This window comes from Izhakiella capsodis (assembly GCF_900115045.1).
Lineage (GTDB): Bacteria > Pseudomonadota > Gammaproteobacteria > Enterobacterales > Enterobacteriaceae > Izhakiella > Izhakiella capsodis.
Map to the genome: position 1 here is coordinate 40550 of NZ_FOVC01000012.1, position 20425 is coordinate 60974.

The following is a 20425-nucleotide window of genomic DNA, read 5'->3' on the forward strand; positions in this document are numbered from 1 at the left end:
TTGATTTTAGAATACTTTAAGCGTTTGACTAAACATCTTAATGACTCAACATCTCATAACCAAGCTGTACTTGAGACCTTGAATGATTTAAATGGCAAAATTGAGTCGTTGGGAGAAGAAGTTAAAGGATTAAAGGAGCTACAAGGAGTTGAACCGGTTGTTGAATCACCTAATGATTTGGTTGTTTTACGGAGTGATTTGGCTGAGCAAAAAGAAGGTATTCTCCAAATAGATAATGCTGTCCATAATGTTGCCGACCGACTTGAGTTTGTTCGCGAAGAACTGATGTTTGAACTTCGGGTGAAAACAGGTTCATTCAAAGATAAAACAGAAGCCGTAAACATTGAAAGCAAAGTTTTGCATAGTGATAAATACGACTCCGGAATACGGCGTATTAACGTCGGTTGCGGACATGTTCAAATCGAAGGCTACATTAATGTTGATGCAAGGGAGATTCCTGGTGTTGATGTGATTTCTTCCGCAAGTGAATTACCATTTATGGATGGTGAGTTAGAGGAGATTTACTGCGCACATTTAGCTGAACATTTTACTGAACTAGAGCTTAAAAGAATTATATTTCCACATTGGTTTAATAAAATCAGTGAAGGTGGGCAGTTGCATATCGTCGTACCTGATGCACATAGTATGATTAAAGATTATGTTGCCGGTGAAATGAGTTTTGAAGACTTACGTAAAGTAACTTATGGTGCACAGGATTATGAAGGTGATTTTCATTATACTATGTTTACGATAGACAGCCTGACCCAACTTCTTATCGAAGCAGGTTTTGATAGTGCCTCTGTTGTTGAAGATAACCGAAAAAATGGACTGTGTCGCGAAATGGAGTTGATTGCACGAAAAGTGTAATTGACATGCTAGGATAAAATTATGAGCATCAATATGCTTGACGAAATTAATGCTAAAATAAAGCAAGAGATACTTCGAGAAAGAGAAGTAAGACTCACATCTCAAAACTCGTACTTGTCTGTGATCCCGAAAAATTTGCGATTTCGCGCGTCTTCAGAACACTATCATATAAAGGACCTTATTTCTTTATGTAAAGAAGATTATCGTGATTTAGTTGTTGCATTAATAATGAAAGAGAAACGAGAGAACATTAAAGGGTATCAGATCATTGATCGTTTCCGTACACGCCCCTTTATATTTATTAGTTTGCTTTCGCTTCATCCTGAAAATAAAGTTAAGATTTTGGGGAAGACTCGGTTTGTTGCAATTAAATTGTTAACTAAGAACCCAAAATTATTGGATGTTGCCACGAAACTATATAGAAAATATAAGAGGTAAGCAATGTTTAAGCATTTTAACGGCAAAGTGATTCAAGTTATCGAATCACTTGATATCTATGACGCATGTTCTAATCATGTTGTAAACATTAATGCCGCATTGAAAGATGTATTCGGTATCGAATCTCAGATTTATGTCTCACATTTTCATCCTGAAAGAGGGGATGTCACTAATCACATTAGCTCACTGAATGCTAATGAAGAAGATATTGTCATTTATCATTTCTCTGGATTCTCTGAATCTTGCGCTGATGCTGTTATTAAACAAAATTGTTTAAGGGTGATGTTATATCACAATATTACGCCGCATTATTTTTTTGATAAAAATAGCCAGCTTTATAAATATTGTAAGCGCGGGCGTGAACAGTTGAAGAATATTGTCAATCAGTTTGATTTTGTCACTGGCGTAAGTAATTATAATATTAAGGAGATCGTGGAGTTAGGTTATGACGCTGCTAAAACATTTAAACTTCCAATTATTATTGATGATATCGATGAGAAGAAGTTTTCTAACGCTAATAATAAAGAGAAAAACATTCTTTTCGTTGGTCGAATTTGCGAGAATAAACGACAGGATAGGCTTGTAGAAGCTTATGGTAAGCTGCGGATTAAATTCCCTAATATTGGAAAGTTAGTCCTTGTGGGCGGGTATGACTCATCTTCTTCTTTTTATAAACGGATCGTACGTATTATCGATGAGCTGGGTCTGCAGAACCATGTATGCATTACTGGGAAAGTAAATCAGTCAGTACTGGATGAATATTATCAAAGCGCAATGTGTTTTATGTGCTTCAGTGAACATGAAGGTTTTGGCGTTCCATTACTTGAAGCTGCATTATATAATATTCCTGTATTGGCTTTAGATGCTGCAGCAGTTTCTGAAACTTTATGTGGTTCTTCTGGTATTTTTAAAGATGATGAAGAGCTATTTGATAAGTTCGAAAGTATCCTCAATAATAATGATTTTGTCATATCATTATTAGAATACCAAAGAAAGGTTCTTTACTCGTGCGGTTACACCGCTTGGCTGAAAGTTGCGTCGGAATTCCTAAATAAAATCATTGGTGGAGCTGAACGCTTCAAATCAGTCAGCTTTGTTATTTGTACATTTAACCGTGCAGATTACCTCGACCGCTGCTTGGATTACTTAACGAGAAGCTACAACAAAAACTTCGAAGTTGTTGTTGTTAATGGTCCATCAACCGACAACACATCAAAGGTTATCGAGCGATGGCGTGATAAGATTATTTATGCAGACAATCCGGTTCGCAATCTTTCAGTTTCACGGAATATAGGCAGTAATCTAGCGACTGGTGATGTTATTGCATTCATTGATGATGATGCTATGCCATTCTACAATTGGTGTGACCGCATCCTTAATTATTATAATTCATCTCATAATTTTGTTGCCGGCGTGGGTGGCCCAACATATTATGCTGGAACGTTGCAGTTTCAGGCTATTGATATTTTAGTGGATAGTTTCGGTTCTGGTGTCACAAATCCGGATAAGGAATTATACTTTAAAAGTGATTATCATAGAACCCTGCTCGGTACCAACTCTTCATTCCGTCGAGATTATTTATTGTCTGCAGGAGCCTTTGATGAAGAGTATGACTATTTTCTCGATGAGACGGATGTGTGCTTTAGACTTATTGAAAATGGTTATAAAATTCATCATTGTTCAGATGCTTACTTACGGCATGAGTTCGCACAGAGTGACAATCGAGTAAGTAAGTACAAGTACAATTGGTACTCCATTGTCAAAAATACAGTATATTTCGCTTTACGCTTCAATCAAGGTGATAAAGATTTCATTATCGCTCAGACTAGAAAAATAGTTGAAAAAGAACGTATAGCATATCTTGAGAGCGGGGCACGGTCAGAGGAGCTCTCTCCAGAAGACTTTAAAAAACTTGTTAAAAGTGTTTGGGATGGTTTTGATGCTGGTATTGCTGCAGCAAGTCATCCCCGTAAGTTAATCAAATTAACTTCAAATAATACGAAATGGGTTCCGTTTGAAGTCACTACCTCCGGCGAAAAGTTTAACAAACTACATGTAGTTCTCGTCACCAAAGAGTTTCCACCATTTACTAAGTCAGGTGGGATCGGAACACTCTATTACCATCTGGCAAGTGAGCTTTTATTGCAAGGGCATGATGTTACGGTAATAACTCAAGGAAATGAAGACAGGCTCGAACGTGGTAATTTCCGTCTAATAAGCCTATCAAAGCCTGAAGTTACTGAAAATTATACAAACTCAGTTATTGCCAATGTCAATCTATCCTGGGCAGTAAAAGTTGCAATTACGATTGATGCACTGAATGACGAACTTCCGATTTCTGTAGTTGATACTTGCTTGTGGGATGCAGAATGTTACGCCTTCCAACAAATAAAGAAAGAATTACACATACCTTTAGTTGTTCGTTTGGTCACACCATTAATTGTTGCAGATGAGACGAATGGCTGGAATATGCCAGCCGTTGATAAAGATTTACTCGTTGAGTTTGAACGTTCTATGGTGAGAGCCGCGGATGCTGTTGTACCTATCAGTCAATCTATCCAAAATACATTCATTAAACGATACAGTATTGACGCAGATGAGCGTTTTAATATTATCAATGCTGGTATTGCCTATTGGCCTAGTTATGATGTGTCACGTGGTTATAGTGACATTAGCCATTTTCCCGAATTGATCACTGCCAAAGAAAACGGAAAAATGATTTATCTGTTCTTGGGCAGGTTGGAAAAACGTAAAGGAATTGATGTTTTTATCAAAGCAATTGCTCAGTTTAATCAACAGTACCCCGGAAAAGCTGACGATGTGATGTTTGTACTTGCTGGTCATGATGGTATTGGAGTTAATGATCTGCTAGATAAGCACTTAGCTGGCAAACGGTCTAATGTTGTTCTCTTGGGCGAAGTATCTGACTGGGATCGCGAAAAATTGTATGCTTTTTGTGATGTAGTGGTTTTCCCTTCACGATATGAGTCTTTTGGGCTGGTACCTCTTGAAGCTTTTGTGCATGGTAAACCTGTCATTGGTAGTAGCGCTGGTGCAATACCTGAAGTGGTATTGAATGAACAGTGCGGTCTTATCTTCAAGGATGGTTCAGAACAGGATTTGGCTGAGAAAATGGCAGACCTTTGTAACAATGAAGTGTTCTACAAAACGCTTTCTGAGGGTGCTAAAGCTCGAGTCAAAGATTTATCCTCAAACCGTTCAGCGTTACAATCTGAAGAGTTATATCACCGTTTGATCCTAGGAATTCAATGATTATGAAAATTGCAGTCATTACTGGCATCACTGGCCAGGACGGTGCTTATCTTGCAGAGCTTTTGTTAGAAAAAGGCTATGAGGTTCATGGAACCTATCGTCGTACCAGTTCTGTCAATTTCTGGCGTATCGAAGAGTTGGGCATTGACAAGCACCCAAATCTGAATTTGGTTGAATACGATTTGACCGATCTTTCCGCCAGCATTCGTCTGCTGCAGCAAACCGGCGCGACTGAAGTGTATAATCTGGCAGCGCAGAGTTTTGTTGGTGTTTCTTTCGAGCAGCCGATTACCACTGCTGAGATCACTGGCCTTGGGCCGGTAAACCTGCTGGAAGCGATCCGTATTGTTAATCCAAAGATTCGTTTCTATCAGGCTTCAACCTCTGAAATGTTTGGCTTGGTGCAAGCGGTACCGCAAAAAGAAGATACTCCATTTTACCCACGTAGCCCTTACGGCGTAGCTAAGTTGTATGCTCACTGGATGACAATTAACTATCGTGAAAGCTACGGTATTTTCGCTTCCAGCGGTATTTTGTTCAACCACGAGTCACCTTTGCGTGGCCGTGAGTTTGTTACCCGTAAAATTACAGACTCGGTTGCCAAAATCAAATTGGGCCAACTGGATGTGCTTGAACTGGGTAACATGGACGCGAAACGTGACTGGGGCTTTGCCAAGGAATATGTGGAAGGGATGTGGCGGATGCTCCAGGCAGAGCAACCTGACACTTTCGTGCTGGCTACCAACCGTACAGAAACCGTACGTGACTTCGTCTCCATGGCCTTTAAGGCTGCGGGCTTTACTCTGCGCTTTGAAGGTAAGGATGAGCAAGAAGTGGGTATCGATGTTGCCACAGGTAAAACATTGGTTCGCGTTAATCCTAAATTCTATCGCCCTTCCGAGGTTGAACTGTTGATCGGTAACCCTGAACGCGCTAAAGAAATTTTAGGTTGGGAGCCAAAAACCACGCTGGAACAGTTATGCCAGATGATGGTTGAACAAGACATTCGTCGTAATCAGAACGGGTTCTCATTCTGATGTCTGGCGCCGGCAAACGTGCCTTAATCACGGGCATTAATGGGTTTACCGGGCGCTATGTGGCAGCGGAATTATCCGCTGCCGGATATCGAGTGTTTGGATTGGGGTCATTGCCCTCAACTCAAGAGGATCATCTGCAGGTTAACCTGCTGAATGCAGAGGAGCTGGCGGAGGCGATTGCACAGGTTAAACCTGATGTTGTGGTTCATCTGGCTGCTATCGCCTTTGTTGGACACGGTGATGCAAGTGCATTTTATGACGTCAACGTTATAGGAACGCGTAATTTACTGCAGGCGCTTTATGACTGCGGTAGACCGCTGGATGCTGTTTTGATGTCCAGTAGCGCCAACATTTATGGTAACAGCGTTGAAGGTAAACTGGACGAATGCACACCAGCAAATCCGGCCAATGATTATGCAGTCAGTAAGTTGGCTATGGAGTACATGGCCAAATTATGGGTGGATAAATTACCGATATTTATCACCAGACCCTTTAATTATACTGGCGTTGGCCAAACTGAGAATTTCTTATTGCCGAAGATTGTGAAGCACTACAAAGAGAAGGCTGCAATCATCGAATTGGGAAATATCGACGTTTGGCGTGATTTCACCGATGTTCGCGCTTTAATTAAAGCCTATGTTGCATTGCTCCAGGCCCGCCCTGTTGGGGAAACTATTAACGTTTGCTCCGGTAGAACATATTCCTTACGTGAAGCTGTTGCGCTGTGTGAAAAAATTTCCGGACACTCCTTAGAGATACGAGTGAATCCTGCTTTCGTTCGCCCGAATGAAGTAAAAAGCCTGTGTGGGGATGCATCTAAATTGCGAACTATTATCGGTGAATGGGATACACCCCCTCTGGAGGAGACACTACGCTGGATGTTGGAAAACTGAGACTGAGAATGAAAGTTATACTGGGCACCGACCCGATCAGATATCCTTTAACCGGTATTGGCCGATATACCTATGAGTTAGCCAACTGCTTGAAAGAAAGCTCAGAGATATATGAGCTTTTATTTCTTAAAGGGCGCCATCTAAGTCAGCAGATCCCTACTGCAAAAGAAACGGTTTCATCAACTCAGGGACTGCGTCGCCAGATACAGAAAAGTCGCGGGGCTTCAGAACTCTATCGCTTGACCGCTCCCTGGTTAAAAACGTATACGTTAAGAAAACACTCTGATGCGATCTATCATGGTCCAAATTTTTATTTGCCGCCCAATGTTGAGCGCTGCGTGGTGACTTTCCACGATAATTCGGTATTCACTTTACCGCAGTGCCATCCGCCAGAACGCGTTCGTTTCATGCAAAAAGAATTGTTGTTGACGATTAAGCGAGCAAAGATTTTAATCACGGACTCTGAATTTACACGTCACGAGTTAGCCGAATACTTCGGCCTTCCGTTAAGCCGTGTTTATGCTGCTCAGTTGGCCAGTAGTGGGGAGTTTTATCCCCGTAAACCTGGAGAGATCTCACGTGTTTTAGCCCCTCTCGGACTAAAAACGAACCAGTACTGTTTATTCACTGGTTCTATCGAACCGCGCAAAAATATAGAAACGCTTCTGGATGCCTACGAACGTTTACCTTTGGCTTTGCGTCTTGATGTCCCGCTGGTTATCAGCGGGTTTAAGGGTTGGAGAAGCGAAGAATTGCATCAACGTTTTGAAAGTGGCGAGAAGGCAGGGTGGCTACGTTATCTTGGGTATACTAAATCAGCCGATTTGCCTTTCCTGTTTGCCGGTGCTCGCAGTTTCCTGTTCCCGTCGCTGTATGAAGGGTTCGGGCTACCGGTGCTGGAAGCTATGGCGTCCGAGGTGCCGGTTGTATGCTCGGACAGCGCCTCACTACCCGAAGTGGTCGGCGATAGTGCCTTGATGTGTGCGGCGAAGGATGTTGAAACGCTCACTGAGCTGATTCAAAAAAGCATAGAAGACGAGATCTGGCGCGAAGAGGCCAAGATAAAGGGTTTAATACGGGCAAAACAGTTTTCTTGGCAACGTTGTACGCAAGAAACCATTCTCGCCTATCAGCAGGTTTGATATTTTTCATGTTGAAAGTTCTGCATTTTTATAAAACATATTATCCAGATTCTTTTGGTGGCATAGAACAGGTCATTTTTCAATTAAGTGAAGCCGGTATATGCCATCAGATTGAGTCGACGACCTTATCATTGAGCACCCGCGGTGACATTGACAATGCTCATGTGGGAATACATCCAGCCTATTACGCAGCAACCAACTTTGAGGTGGCATCCACGCCGTTCTCAGTCAGTGCAATAAGCAAATTTAAAGCCCTTGCAGCTCAGGCGGACATTATTCATTATCATTTTCCTTATCCATTTATGGATTTAGTACACTTTATTTCCGGTGTAAAAAAACCAACGGTAGTAAGCTATCATTCTGATATTGTTAAGCAAAAGCTCGCGTTGAAAATATACTCGCCGTTAATGAACAAGTTTTTGAGCTCGGTCGATTGCATTGTCGCGGCTTCGCCAAACTATGTGAAAACTAGTCCGATACTGCAAAAATACCTGCCTAAAGTGAAAGTCATTCCTTATGGGCTGGATAAAAAGTCTTATCCGGTTGCTGATGAAGCTCACCTTGAACGCTGGCGTCAGCAAGTCGGCGATCGGTTCTTCCTGTTTGTCGGGGCATTTCGTTATTACAAAGGGCTGCATATTTTGCTGGAGGCCATCCAGCACACCGATTTTCCGTTGGTCATTATTGGCGCTGGCCCTATTGAAGCAGAACTCAAGCAGCAAGCGCAGGATCTGGGGTTGAAAAATATTTATTTCCTGGGTGCACTTGAGGACGCAGATAAAGCGGCGTTGCTCGAGCTTTGCTATAGCGTGGTATTCCCGTCACATCTGCGTTCTGAAGCTTTTGGTATTACCCTGCTCGAAGGTGCAATGTATGGTAAGCCACTGATATCGAGTGAAATTGGTACAGGAACGACCTACATCAACATTGACCGGGAAACTGGCGTTGTGGTGCCGCCGTCCGATCCGCAAGCACTGTGTGCGGCGATGACGACGCTGTGGCAAGATCCTGAGTTGGCACAGCGATATGGCGAGAATGCCACTAAACGATTCCTGGCGTTGTTCACTTCGGAACGAATGGCGGAAAGCTATATTGAACTTTATCAACAACTGATAAATAAGTGATTGTAAAACCATCATATTGCGGCTTACTGATGTCTGAGGAAGTGCAAAAGTGTGACCTATCGCACCGATCACTACCCACGCGGTTCAATCCTGAGTTAACATGTGACCACATCACAAAACCTGTTGGCTATAGTTGCTAGCAGGGGCATCCTCAGACAGGAGTTCATCAATGTCCAGAGAAAGATTACGGAAAGTGTATTATTAAAATAGTGGTTTATAAGGGTATCTTATTTAATTAAATATGTTCAAGTCTTCTTAATTTAAAAATAAATGGAATTGGCGTAATGAATCTTGAAGATTTAATGAAACATATTACTATTATCCCTGATTGTTGACAGTCTTGGAAAATAGAATATAAATTATCAGATCTTCTTCTTATCACTATTTGTGCGGCCACATCAGGTGCAGAGGGATGGGAAGATATTGAGGGTTCTGGTCATTTTTTTAAAACTCTATGGTGATTTTGAAAATGGTACTCCCGTACATGACACGATAGCCAGAGTCGTGAGTAATATAAGTCCGAATAAATTCCATGAATATTTTATTAACTGGATGAAAGAATGTCATACAGTCGATGAAGACGTTACTGCGAACGATGGAAAAACGCTGCGTAGATCTTATGATAAAAGTAGACGACGCGGAGCGATACATGTCGTCAGCGTATTTTCGACGATGAGCGGTGTTGTTCTGGGACAGTTAAAAACGGCAGAGAAAAGCAATGAAATAACAGCGATGCCTGAGTTGTTAAACATGCTTGATTTAAAAGGTAAAATTATCATAACAGATGCGATGGTATGCCAAAAAAATTTCGATGAAAAGATCTGCCAGCAGGAAGGTGATTATTTGCTGGTGGTAAAAGGAAATCAAGGTAAATTATATCGAGCACTGAAAGAGACTTTTCCGGTTAAATGTATAAATGATCCAGAGTTTGAAAGTTTTGTGACGGAAGAAAAAAGTCATGGAAGACAGGAAACCCGATTGCATATTGTCAGCGATATCCCGGATGAACTGATTTATTTCACCTTTGCCAGGAAAGATTTAAAAAAGATAGGAATGGTTGTTAACTTCCGCTCAGAAATAACAGGAAATAAGAAAGAACCTAAAATGTCTGTCCGTTATTATATTAGTTCATCAAATATATCAGCAGAGAAATTTGCTTCAGCGATACGAAAACATTGGGGTGTGGAGAATAAATTGCACTGGCGTTTAGATGTAGCGATGAATGAAGATAATTATCGAATAAGAAGAGGAGATGCTACGGAATTATTTTCAGGGATAAGACATATAGCAGTAAATATCTTATCGCAGAATAAAGATTTTAAGGCAGGACTGAGTAGAAAGATGCGCAGAGCAGCGATGGACAGGAAGTACTTGGCGTCAGTCCTTGCGGGCTGCGGGGTTTCGTAATCTTTCTCTGGGTTAATATGCACTCGAATTTTGTTCTGACTTTAATTGCATGCTTGACTTTAAATACTCTTTAACTATATTTTTTAGATAATAACTTCGTGATCTTTCCCTGGATATCCAGTCAGAGCGATGTGGGTAACTTGCCATTGCCAGTTTGTCTTCAGATGATACAAACACTTTCACGCTCCTTTAGCGTCATAGGCGGTTGGCGGCATATCGTACATGCCTTTTTCAAAAATAATAAAATAGAGCTTTGTTAAACGTGTGCGGGCGGGTATTCACTTTCAGAAGTGAATAATTTGGGGTATTTGATACTGGAGGAAAGACGCCCGGCCTTGAGGGCTGGGCGTCCAGGAATTATGTCACTTTATTGTCCACTGTAACTTAACAAGCTATCAATGTGGTCAGCGTACCATTGCATCATTTCGCTGCGATTCTCCAGATACTGAGCGTGGTTGTATGTACCGCGAATACTATATTTATCCACATGGGCCAATTGCATCTCTATCCACGCAGTATTAAAACCCTGCTCATGCAAAATAGTACTCATTGTGTGCCGAAAGCCGTGGCCCGTTGCCTTGCCTTTATAACCAAGAATTTTCAGGACCTTATTAATAGTCGCCTCACTAATCGGTTTATTAACGTCATTCCTTCCAGGAAAGACTAAAGAAAACTGTCCGGTTAGGATCTGAAGCTCACGTAAAATGGCAATAACCTGTTGAGATAACGGCACAAGATGTTGACGACGTTTTTTCATACGCTCTTTTGGAATAGTCCAGAGCGCATTATCAAAATCAAACTCCGGCCATTCAGCGCCTCTTAATTCAATGGTGCGAACCCCGGTTAACAACAGAAGTAATGTTGCTGATCGGGTAACCGGACTGCCGTATTCTTGTAGTTTACAAATGAAATCAGGGAGATCAGATTGCGCAAGATGGGGGAAGTGTTCCGGTTTGGGTGTTGAGAGGATACTGGCTAGGTTAGCTACGGGGTTAGATGTTGCCCGACCAGTGGCAATGGCCTAGATAAATACCTGACTGCAATATCGACGTAGTTTACCCAATTTCACCAATGCTCCACGTTTTTCGATACACCGAAATACATCAAGCATTTCGAGGGGGAGAATGTCAGTGATAGGGCGTTTACCAATGGTGGGGAAAATATCTTTTACTAGCCCTTCCATCACCCACTCCGACGTGGCCTTTGCCCAGGTACGGGTTTTATGCTGATGACATTCAAGAGCAAGGGCATGGAAAGTATTTTCGCTGGAGATTTTACGTGTCAGCTTGTTCAGTCTTTTCTTTTCAGCCGGGTCAGAGCCTTCAGCTAACACCTTCCTGGCTTCATCCCGCCGACTACGAGCATCAGCCAGAGAAACATCGGGGTAGACACCCAGAGCGAGCATTTTCTCTTTGCCACCGAAACGGTATTTCATCCGCCAGTAGCGCGAACCATTAGGTTTAACGAGAAGATACAGACCGCGCTCGTCAGAGAGTTTGTATTCCTTCTCTTTGGGTTTGCAGGTCTCGACCTGTCTGGCGTTCAGAGACATATGGGGGCCTCAAAAATCATTGAACTGGAAGAGCCCCATAAGTGGCCCCCATCAATGACTTGATTTGGGTAGAATCGAATTGAGTTAGGTAGAATATATATGAGGGTAAATGCGTGAATATCAAGGGCTTGCTGAGCGGTAATGGAGTTTGATGGAACTCCATTGACCTGAGTTTGGCTCCTCTGACTGGACTCGAACCAGTGACATACGGATTAACAGTCCGCCGTTCTACCGACTGAACTACAGAGGAATCGTTTACTGCGGGAGATACTAATGGCAGTCGAGGAGGCTGTCAACAGCAAAAAATACCTTTTTATTCAATCGACTGGGAAATAACCAGACGCTATATTTTTTTAGTGCTCGATCCCCTCCTACGGCTTTCCTGTTTTTTAACGTTATCCCTGATACCTGATGATTAACCTTCCAGCGCTTACGGCTATAACTCATTTAAAATCTTATAATTCAATTGATTGTGATAACTGCTACCGTTTCAGACTGTTAAGTAATGCGATAGCCATGAATTGATGAAAGACAGAAGAATGAAAACGAGATATTTATTACGATTTAGCACGCGTTCAGCGATGATTCATGTACGAAGTACACTGGGAAATGCCCGATACATAACCGGATGAGCCAGCCAGGCGTGAATCGTTTTAACGTTGGGCGCGAGATCTCTGAGATCGTACTGTCACGCGTTAATATTTCTTTCTCTGCTTAACGGGAGGACGCCCATGTCTTGGATTGGCTGGCAGCAACGTTTTGAAACGTGGTTTAAAGTCTGCGGGCAGAAAGAGGATTACGCGCACGATATTGATCATCTTCGCCGCGTCTGGCAAACGGTGAGGCGGATTATGCAAATATACCTGCCATGAACCAGTGGTACTGGCAGGCTGCTATTTTCACGATCGGGTGAATTTGGCGAAAAAATTACCCACAACGTTACCTTGCGTCGTGTTACGCAGCCGAACGGACGCGATGTGAACTGCCTGCGCATTTTCCGGATTTCCCATCAGACAAAATTGAATCGGTCGGTCACTGCGTGCTGGCGCACAGCTTTAGCGCCGACATCCGGTCTGAAACTCTTGAAGCTAAAATCGTGCAGGATGCTGATCGGCTTGAGTCGCTTGGCGCCAATGATCTGGCGCGTACTTTTTACGTGTCTGGCTTGCTCGGCAGTGTGCTGTTCGATTCAGAGGATCCCTTTGCCACTGAGCGGACTCTCAACGATTTTGAATGGGCGCTGGACCATTTCCAGACCAAGCTGTTAGGTTTACCGGGGACGATGCAGACCGAGGAGGGACGGCGTATGGCCACCTGCAGCGCCCGTTTCCTGGTAATCTGGATGGCGTAACTCAGTGCCGAATTGCACGGCAATTATTGTGGTATCGACAAGGCAGTGATGCAACGTTTCGCGCTGGATGAGTGATATTAACCGGTTGTCTGCGGATAGCGTGTCAGAGCCTTCGACGCTGCTCTGCTAATTTGTATGGCTGCATTGATTGTCGAAGGTGGAGATTAAAAATAAAAATAACACTCAGAGGCACATTATCAGACGACGGATAGCGTTCCCCATGGGTTCTGTTAACCGCCGGGGCTCACCCGGCATCCAATCATCATCAACAAATCAGTTTTCCTCATCACCATAGTACTGCACGCCAAGGGAAATCAGTGCTCGTCCCTTGGCTTTACGGTGCAGGTTAGTATCGCGTAGTGAATAGACGCAACCACAGTATTCCTGTTGATAAAAGCGTTCGCGCCTGCTGATCTCAATCATTCGCGCCGAGCCACCCTTTTTGCGCCAGTTATAATCCCAGTAGATCATGTCCGCATAGGGCGCAACGGCACGGGCACCGCAATCATTGATCTGTTGCATATTTTTCCAGCGCGAAATGCCGAGTGAACTGCTGATAACTGAAAAACCGTGTTCATAAGCGTAGAGTGCGGTACGTTCGAAACGCATATCAAAGCACATGGTACAGCGCACGCCACGCTCTGGCTCGTGCTCCATGCCACGCGCGCGTTCAAACCAGTTATCAGTGTCATAATCGGCGTCAACAAAGGGCACCCCATGCTGCGAGGCAAAGCGAATATTTTCTTCTTTGCGCAGCAGGTACTCTTTTTGCGGATGAATGTTGGGGTTATAGAAATAGAGGGTGTAATCAATGCCTGACGCCAGCAACGCCTCCATTACTTCGCCAGAACAAGGGGCGCAGCAGGTATGGAGCAGTAGCTTGTCGGCGCCTGCGGGCAGCGTCAGTATTTCGCGATGGGTTGTCATAATCAGACACCTGAGAGTGGGATTAAGCCAGTATTGTAATGCACTTTTTGCCGACAACAAGTATCAGGGATCTGGAACCGGGTCAGTCTGGTGATAAACTGTCGCTCGTTTTTACCGTCAGGATAAATGATGAATCAATTCGATCCGCAGAACACCGCGCGTGCCGGTCAGGGGCGTGAGCAGATGCTTCACAAACGCGCTGAGGATCTGGCGCTACTCTCCCGCGTACTGGAAATTTACGATCAGAAAACCATTGCCAGTCAGCTCAGTCTGCTGGCTCATGAAGATTGGACGCGTGAAACACTCAATCGCTGGCTGAAGGGCAAACCCTCCCGTTTACTGACTGAGGCTGAAGTCGCGCGGCTGAGTGCCATGTTGCCTTCGCCTCCGGCCTGCCATCCTGACTATCGTTTTCGTTTTATCGATCTGTTCGCCGGTATCGGGGGGATTCGTTGTGGTTTCGAGTCGATCGGCGGGCAATGCGTGTTTACCAGTGAATGGAATAAACACGCGATACGTACCTATAAGGCCAACTGGTATTGTGATGAAAAACAGCATCAGTTTAATCAGGATATCCGCGACATCACCCTCTCCGGTAATACTGAGATTGATGAGCAACAGGCCTATGCGCACATAGATCGTCAGATCCCGGATCATGACGTGTTGCTGGCCGGTTTTCCTTGTCAGCCATTTTCTCTGGCTGGCGTTTCAAAGAAGAATGCCCTGGGGCGCGCGCATGGTTTTGAATGCGAGGCGCAAGGAACATTATTTTTCGACGTTGCGCGCATTATCGCTGCAAAAAAACCGGCAATTTTTGTGCTGGAGAACGTAAAAAATCTCAAAAGTCACGATAAGGGCAAGACATTCCGTATCATTATGTCAACCCTCGACGAGCTCGGCTATGACGTAGCTGATGCACAATCGCTGGGCAGTGCCGATCCAAAAATTATTGATGCTAAACACTTTTTGCCGCAGCACCGCGAGCGTATCGTACTGGTCGGCATGCGGCGGGACCTGCAACTGCCGCCGTTTAGTCTGAAAAATATTAACGCCAGCTATCCTGAACGCCGCCCCCTGCTTTGCGAGCTGCTCGATAGCGCGCCGGATGAAAAATACATTTTGACGCCGACCTTGTGGAAGTACCTCTATAATTATGCTCGTAAGCATCAGGCAAAGGGCAATGGCTTCGGATATGGCCTGGTGGACCCGCAGACTGAAACCGTTGTAGTACGTACGCTGTCGGCACGTTATTACAAAGACGGGTCGGAAATATTAATTGATCGGGGCTGGGATAAAGCATTGGGCGAGCAGGATTTTAATCATGCGGCAAACCTGCAGCGGCGTCCTCGTCGGCTGACACCACGTGAATGTGCCCGCCTGATGGGGTTTGAGCAGCCGGGCGGCGAGGTTTTTCGCATCCCGGTTTCAGATACCCAGGCCTATCGCCAATTTGGTAATTCAGTCGTGGTGCCGGTATTTAGCGCAGTAGCAGAGATGTTGCTGCCCTGGATCGAACAGGCAGTCAGCCAGCGCCGTAAAATTGAATAAACGAACGGGAGACAGTGATGGCGGATGTGCATTCGGCTGAGATACGCAGTAAAAATATGCGCGCCATTGGCACCCGCGATACGGCGATAGAGCGGCGCATTGCCGTCTTGCTTGGCGAGCTGGGTATTGATTTTAGCGTGCAGGATGCTTCTCTTCCGGGCCGTCCTGACTTTGTACTGTCGCAGTTCGAAGCCGTTATCTTTACCAACGGCTGTTTCTGGCATAAACATCCATGCCCGCTGTTCAGAGTGCCCGCGACACGTCGCGAATTCTGGCTGAAAAAAATTGATGCCAATGTCATGCGCGATCGGCGTGATCATCTGGCGTTAAGCAAACTTGGCTGGCGGGTGTTGGTCGTCTGGGAATGCGCATTGCGCGGACGGCAAAAGCTAAGCGATCGGGCGTTACTGATGCGTCTTGAAGAGTGGTTATGCGCCGCAGGGCGTAATAGCGAGATCGATCCTGGCGGTATTCATCTTAGCAATAAGGCCCAGGATTAGCCAGGTAGTATAGCGCAGTCCTTACAGCATGCGTGCTTAATACAATAACTCTGGGTAGGGCGATGAGCAGCGTAAAACTCACGGTTAAACGTCTCTATAAACTGCATCAGGATCGCATGATTAAAACCACGGCGACGGTCCGTATTTACGTTGGGGATCAACTGATTGCAACAGAAGAGATTGGCGGCATGACGGAAAGCCCGGTCAGTAAATACATTCATCATGAGGCCGGCGCGGATCTGCCGGTAAGGGTGGAGTGGGAATGTGACGGTATTGCCGATATAACCGCCGTTGGCGTCGGGTTTTGCCCCTGTTGCCATCAGAATGACAACTAAAAAGGATAATTTGTGGCCGCAAGCAGCTTACTGACATTACTCGATGACATTGCTACTTTACTTGATGATATTTCACTGATGGGCAAAGTCGCTGCAAAAAAAACTGCCGGAGTATTGGGTGACGATCTGTCACTGAATGCCCAGCAGGTTACCGGCGTTAAAGCCAACCGTGAGCTACCCGTAGTCTGGGGCGTATTTAAAGGGTCATTTTGGAATAAGGTTATTCTGGTGCCGCTGGCGCTGCTGATCAGTGCCTTCGCACCCTGGGGGATCACGCCGCTGCTGATGCTCGGCGGTGCTTATCTCTGTTATGAGGGGGCAGAAAAAGTGCTGCACAGCTTGTTACATGCCAGCCAGGCTGAAACGGCGCACCAGCGCCAGCAGCGACTGGCAAAGGAGGCCACACAGGACGCTAAGGCTTATGAAAAACGCAAGATAAAAGGGGCGGTGCGCACCGATTTTATCCTTTCAGCTGAGATCGTTGCCATAACACTGGGCGTGGTTTCAGACGCACCGCTGCTCAATCAGGTTGTTGTGCTGTCGCTGATTGCGCTAGCGGTGACCGTCGGCGTGTATGGCATCGTGGCAGCCATCGTTAAGCTTGACGATTTAGGACTGTGGCTTAATCAGCGCACCAGTGCGCTGATGCAGGGCGTGGGTGGCATGCTGCTGGCTTTTGCGCCGTTGTTAATGAAGCTGCTGTCGGCCGTTGGCACGCTGGCGATGTTTCTGGTGGGCGGTGGCATTATTATTCACGGCATACCGGTTATTCATCATCTTATCGGAAGGTGGAGCCAGGGGATGGGTAAACTGGCCGCTGCACTCATTACCAACGGCAGTAGCCTGGTGCTTGGTCTGCTGTTGGGAATGGCCGTGGTGCTGGTGGTGAATCTGATCGGCCGTCTGCGCGGCAACGGGTGATCGCAGGCGATAAATAGGATGATGAGACGGATAACTACCAGAGAGGCTGTAATGTCGAACAATAACCTTTGTCACTGGGGTATCTGACGGTGATATCTGATTATCTCAATGACCTGAAACGTTGTGGCAGCTTTTTTTTTGTTTTTTGATTTTTAAAACCAGATGACGCGGCGCCGGGTATGAGAGGGTATTGATCGTGCTGCTACGCGAAATCTGCCTGGCAGGTCAGGGCGGAAATCAGTATAAAGGCGAAAGTAAGTGAAGCCATGGGAGCCATCATGAAAGACGACGATATTTTTGAATTTGACCTGGATGAGGCTGAGCTGGAAAGAGCGCAGTCGCGCGCCGAACAGAAAGCCAGTGAAGTCCCGGATGATTTGAGTGACGAAGCGGATTGCGAAGGCTGTAAAATCTGACTTCTGGCCTCAACGTTCATCGTTAATACGGACAATTGAATTGTCCGTTTTTTTTGTCATTGGCGTATTTTACTCGGTATTAATAAGCGCATAACGGAGAAAACCGGATGAAAGTAAATGATCGGGTAACGGTGAAAACCGACGGCGGCCCGCGTCGCCACGGTACCATTCTGGCAGTGGAGCCTTTCAGTGAGGGCACGATGCTTTTGGTCGCGCTGGAAGATTACCCGATGGGAATTTGGTTTTTTAACGAAACGGCTCACCCGGACGGCATCTTTGTTGAACGATGCAGTGAATAATGTTCTGCACGCTACGCCGCCGCGTTGGAAAAAAAGATTGCGGCGATCAGGCTGAAGAATGCGGCAATTTTATTACTCATCCGCCTGTTGCCAGGCAAACAAAAGCTTGATGGCGATTTTTAACCTTTCGCGCTATCCGTGCGAAAACTCACTGAGTATTGAAGAAAGCAGGTCAAAGATCTCACTGAACAAATGTTCACAGAACGGAGCCAGGAGCGGCATCATCATGCTGATAAACACCAGGCCCAGGGTTAAGGTAACGGGGAAGCCGATGGCGAAAACGGACAGCTGAGGGGAAACCCGATTCAACAACCCCAGTGCCAGGTTTAGTACCAGCAACAAGGTAATCAGCGGCAGCGCCAGTTTCATGCCATTCAGGAAAATCAGTGATGCTGAGCGGGTCAGTGCCAGCCAGGCGTTACCGTTAAAAGCGTCGCCGCCAATCGGCAGGGTATAAAACGTATCTGACAGCATTGAAATCAACCACAGATGGCCATTGAAAGACAAAAAGAGCAATATGGCCAGTATATCGAGCAGACGGGACAGAACCGGCATGTTCAGGCGGCTGCCCGGATCGAAAAAGGTTGCGAAGGAGAGGCCCATTTGCAGCCCGATAATCTCACCGGCCATTCGTATTGCGGCAAAGGCAAACTGCATGGTGAAGCCGATAGCAACGCCAATCAGAATTTGCTGGATGAGTAGCCAGAAACCCGTCACTGAAAAGATGGTGACGTTGGTTGGCGGCAAATTAGGCACCAGAATCCAGGTGACCATCACGCCGAGGCCAATTTTTACCCGCTTACTAATCGATTTCTCGCTCAGCACTGGCGCAGTCACAAACAGCGCCAGCACCCGAGCCAGCGGCCAGAAAAACTGGCTGAGCCAGACCATCAGCTGACTGCTGTCGAAACTAATCATTTAACCAATCATATAAGGCAGGTTGCTGAATAGCGTACGCATATAATCCAGCAACAGGTTCAGCATCCAGGGGCCGGCGATGACGATTGTGCAGATCACCGCGAGGATCTTGGGAATGAAAGAGAGCGTCTGCTCGTTAATCTGTGTCGCTGCTTGCAGGATACTGATAACCAGCCCGCTAAACAGTGCCGCCAGCAGCAGCGGCGCGGCGACAGAGAGCGCCAGCATCATGGCGTCGTGACCAATGACCATCACTGCTTCAGGCGTCATGGCAATCTCCTGCAAAATGGGGTGATTTGAGCGATCGCGTCACATCCTGGGCGGGATCGGTTATGGCAATAAAGGGTCCTCATGAATAAAACGATTGCGCCAGCGATCCCACCAGCAACTGCCAGCCATCCACCAGTACAAAGAGCATCAGCTTAAATGGCAGCGATACTGTTGCAGGTGGCACCATCATCATCCCAAGCGCCATCAGCACGCTGGCAACCACCAGGTCGATAATTAAAAAAGGAATAAATACGGTGAAACCAATCTGAAAAGCCGTTTTCAATTCACTGGTAACGTAAGCTGGCAGCAAAATTCGCATTGGCACAGCCTCTGGTCCGGGGATTGGGGGCGTATTTGCCAGGCGGGCAAACAGTGCTAAGTCGGCTTCACGAGTCTGTCGCAGCATGAAGGTACGCAGCGGCTCAGCCCCTTTTTGCAGTGCGACGTCCATTGATATTTTGTCCTGGCTGAATGGCAGGTAGGCATCCTGATAAATTTTATCCAGGGTTGGCGACATAATAAAAAAGGTCAGAAATAGCGCCAGACCCAGCAGCACCTGATTGGGGGGAGCAGATGGCGTGCCCAGCGCGTTACGGAGTAAACCAAATACGATAATGATGCGTGTAAAGCTGGTCATCATCAGTAAAATGGCGGGTAAAAAGGTCAATGAGGTGATAAACACCAGCGTTTGTACGGGCAGCGACCAGCTTTGTCCACCGTTAGCCGTAGGATGGCTTAACAGGGCAGGTAGCTGAGCATGTACCTGGGGAGGGATCAGCAGCAGGCTTATCAGCGGAAGATAACGCTTCATTGTGGTTTACCCGGCCGTTTTAACAGCGTTTGCAGAGCCTGACGGAAATCGGTCTGTGGCGCTGTCGGTTCGGCGTTCTCATCTGGCACTTTTGGCGGCAGCGTATGAAGATGGACGATTTGCGTGGGCGTTACGCCCAGCACCAACCTGGCGTCTTCAACGTCTACAATCATTACGCGCTCACGCTGTCCCAGCTGGCAGCTGGCGCTGATATTCAGCGTCTGGTCGCCGGTTTTTCGTCTGACCAGCCCTGAACGTTTTGCCAGCCAGCCACAGGCGAGGATCAACAGTAAAATGGCCGCCAGCGACCCGCCGACCTGCGTCAGCACTGAGCCGGTGGAGATTGAGTGATTTTGCATCAGCGGCTGACCGCTCTGGCCGTTCGTAGTCGACATC

18 protein-coding genes, 1 tRNA gene and 3 pseudogenes are annotated in these 20425 nt (G+C 45.9%); 15 read left to right on the forward strand and 7 right to left on the reverse strand.

Annotated elements, in window-relative coordinates:
• From BM191_RS14310 to BM191_RS14345, 8 genes and pseudogenes are all read left to right on the forward strand, one after another.
• Complete coding sequence (locus BM191_RS14310; protein WP_092879334.1) at positions 1-867, forward strand: class I SAM-dependent methyltransferase; 867 nt, start codon at positions 1-3, stop codon at positions 865-867.
• A 21-nt stretch (positions 868-888) separates the two neighbouring features.
• Positions 889-1305: a hypothetical protein gene (locus BM191_RS14315; protein ID WP_092879335.1), complete on the forward strand. Its 417-nt coding sequence runs from the start codon at positions 889-891 to the stop codon at positions 1303-1305.
• A gap of 3 nt (positions 1306-1308) precedes the next feature.
• On the forward strand, positions 1309-4578 hold the full coding sequence (locus BM191_RS14320) for a glycosyltransferase (protein WP_092879336.1): 3270 nt from the start codon (positions 1309-1311) through the stop codon (positions 4576-4578).
• Between the two features lie 2 nt (positions 4579-4580).
• The gene (gene gmd / locus BM191_RS14325; RefSeq protein ID WP_092879418.1) at positions 4581-5615 is read left to right on the forward strand and encodes a GDP-mannose 4,6-dehydratase; all 1035 of its coding nucleotides are present in this window, start codon (positions 4581-4583) and stop codon (positions 5613-5615) included.
• Positions 5615-6508: a GDP-mannose 4,6-dehydratase gene (locus tag BM191_RS14330; RefSeq protein WP_092879337.1), complete on the forward strand. Its 894-nt coding sequence runs from the start codon at positions 5615-5617 to the stop codon at positions 6506-6508. Before gmd ends, BM191_RS14330 begins: the two co-directional genes overlap by 1 nt.
• 8 nt (positions 6509-6516) lie before the next feature.
• Positions 6517-7650 (forward strand): glycosyltransferase family 4 protein, encoded by a 1134-nt coding sequence (locus tag BM191_RS14335; protein WP_092879338.1) that lies wholly within the window; start codon positions 6517-6519, stop codon positions 7648-7650.
• 8 nt (positions 7651-7658) lie between these two features.
• Entirely contained in the window at positions 7659-8774 is a 1116-nt protein-coding gene (locus tag BM191_RS14340) for a glycosyltransferase family 4 protein (protein ID WP_092879340.1), read from the forward strand.
• 284 nt (positions 8775-9058) lie between these two features.
• Positions 9059-10181 (forward strand): annotated as a pseudogene (locus BM191_RS14345) (ISAs1 family transposase).
• A gap of 367 nt (positions 10182-10548) precedes the next feature.
• Here BM191_RS14345 and BM191_RS14350 read toward each other — a convergent pair.
• Both BM191_RS14350 and BM191_RS14355 read right to left on the reverse strand, forming a co-directional pair.
• Positions 10549-11733: pseudogene (locus BM191_RS14350) on the reverse strand (tyrosine-type recombinase/integrase).
• 174 nt (positions 11734-11907) lie between these two features.
• A tRNA-Asn gene (locus BM191_RS14355) sits at positions 11908-11983 on the reverse strand.
• Positions 11984-12464: 481 nt separating this feature from the next.
• Between BM191_RS14355 and BM191_RS14360 the strand changes: the two are divergent.
• Positions 12465-13159: pseudogene (locus BM191_RS14360) on the forward strand (phosphohydrolase).
• Between the two features lie 198 nt (positions 13160-13357).
• On the opposite strand, the gene BM191_RS14365 reads toward BM191_RS14360, so the two are convergent.
• Positions 13358-14011, reverse strand: coding sequence for an epoxyqueuosine reductase QueH (locus BM191_RS14365; protein WP_092879341.1), 654 nt, complete (start codon positions 14009-14011; stop codon positions 13358-13360).
• A 183-nt stretch (positions 14012-14194) separates the two neighbouring features.
• Here BM191_RS14365 and BM191_RS14370 point away from each other — a divergent pair, with 183 nt between their 5' ends.
• The 6 genes from BM191_RS14370 to dsrB all read left to right on the forward strand — a co-directional run bounded on the left by BM191_RS14370 (position 14195) and on the right by dsrB (position 18030).
• Positions 14195-15559, forward strand: coding sequence for a DNA cytosine methyltransferase (locus tag BM191_RS14370; protein WP_177203353.1), 1365 nt, complete (start codon positions 14195-14197; stop codon positions 15557-15559).
• Positions 15560-15576: 17 nt separating this feature from the next.
• Positions 15577-16059: a very short patch repair endonuclease gene (locus BM191_RS14375; RefSeq protein WP_092879345.1), complete on the forward strand. Its 483-nt coding sequence runs from the start codon at positions 15577-15579 to the stop codon at positions 16057-16059.
• 62 nt (positions 16060-16121) lie between these two features.
• A complete protein-coding gene (locus BM191_RS14380) occupies positions 16122-16394 on the forward strand; it encodes a hypothetical protein (RefSeq protein WP_092879347.1) in 273 nt (90 codons plus the stop codon).
• 12 nt (positions 16395-16406) lie between these two features.
• The gene (locus tag BM191_RS14385; protein ID WP_092879348.1) at positions 16407-17315 is read left to right on the forward strand and encodes a DUF808 family protein; all 909 of its coding nucleotides are present in this window, start codon (positions 16407-16409) and stop codon (positions 17313-17315) included.
• Between the two features lie 278 nt (positions 17316-17593).
• Complete coding sequence (locus tag BM191_RS16840) at positions 17594-17731, forward strand: hypothetical protein (RefSeq protein WP_177203350.1); 138 nt, start codon at positions 17594-17596, stop codon at positions 17729-17731.
• A 107-nt stretch (positions 17732-17838) separates the two neighbouring features.
• Complete coding sequence (gene dsrB, locus BM191_RS14390; RefSeq protein ID WP_092879349.1) at positions 17839-18030, forward strand: protein DsrB; 192 nt, start codon at positions 17839-17841, stop codon at positions 18028-18030.
• Between the two features lie 132 nt (positions 18031-18162).
• Here dsrB and fliR read toward each other — a convergent pair whose 3' ends face one another.
• The 4 genes from fliR to fliO all read right to left on the reverse strand — a co-directional run bounded on the left by fliR (position 18163) and on the right by fliO (position 20424).
• A complete protein-coding gene (gene fliR, locus BM191_RS14395) occupies positions 18163-18948 on the reverse strand; it encodes a flagellar biosynthetic protein FliR (RefSeq protein ID WP_092879351.1) in 786 nt (261 codons plus the stop codon).
• Positions 18949-19218 (reverse strand): flagellar biosynthesis protein FliQ, encoded by a 270-nt coding sequence (gene fliQ, locus BM191_RS14400; protein ID WP_092879352.1) that lies wholly within the window; start codon positions 19216-19218, stop codon positions 18949-18951. It abuts the gene before it with no gap.
• Positions 19219-19297: 79 nt separating this feature from the next.
• The gene (gene fliP, locus BM191_RS14405; protein WP_092879353.1) at positions 19298-20029 is read right to left on the reverse strand and encodes a flagellar type III secretion system pore protein FliP; all 732 of its coding nucleotides are present in this window, start codon (positions 20027-20029) and stop codon (positions 19298-19300) included.
• Positions 20026-20424: a flagellar biosynthetic protein FliO gene (gene fliO, locus BM191_RS14410; RefSeq protein ID WP_092879419.1), complete on the reverse strand. Its 399-nt coding sequence runs from the start codon at positions 20422-20424 to the stop codon at positions 20026-20028. Before fliO ends, fliP begins: the two co-directional genes overlap by 4 nt.
• Between the last annotated feature and the right edge of the window lies 1 nt (position 20425).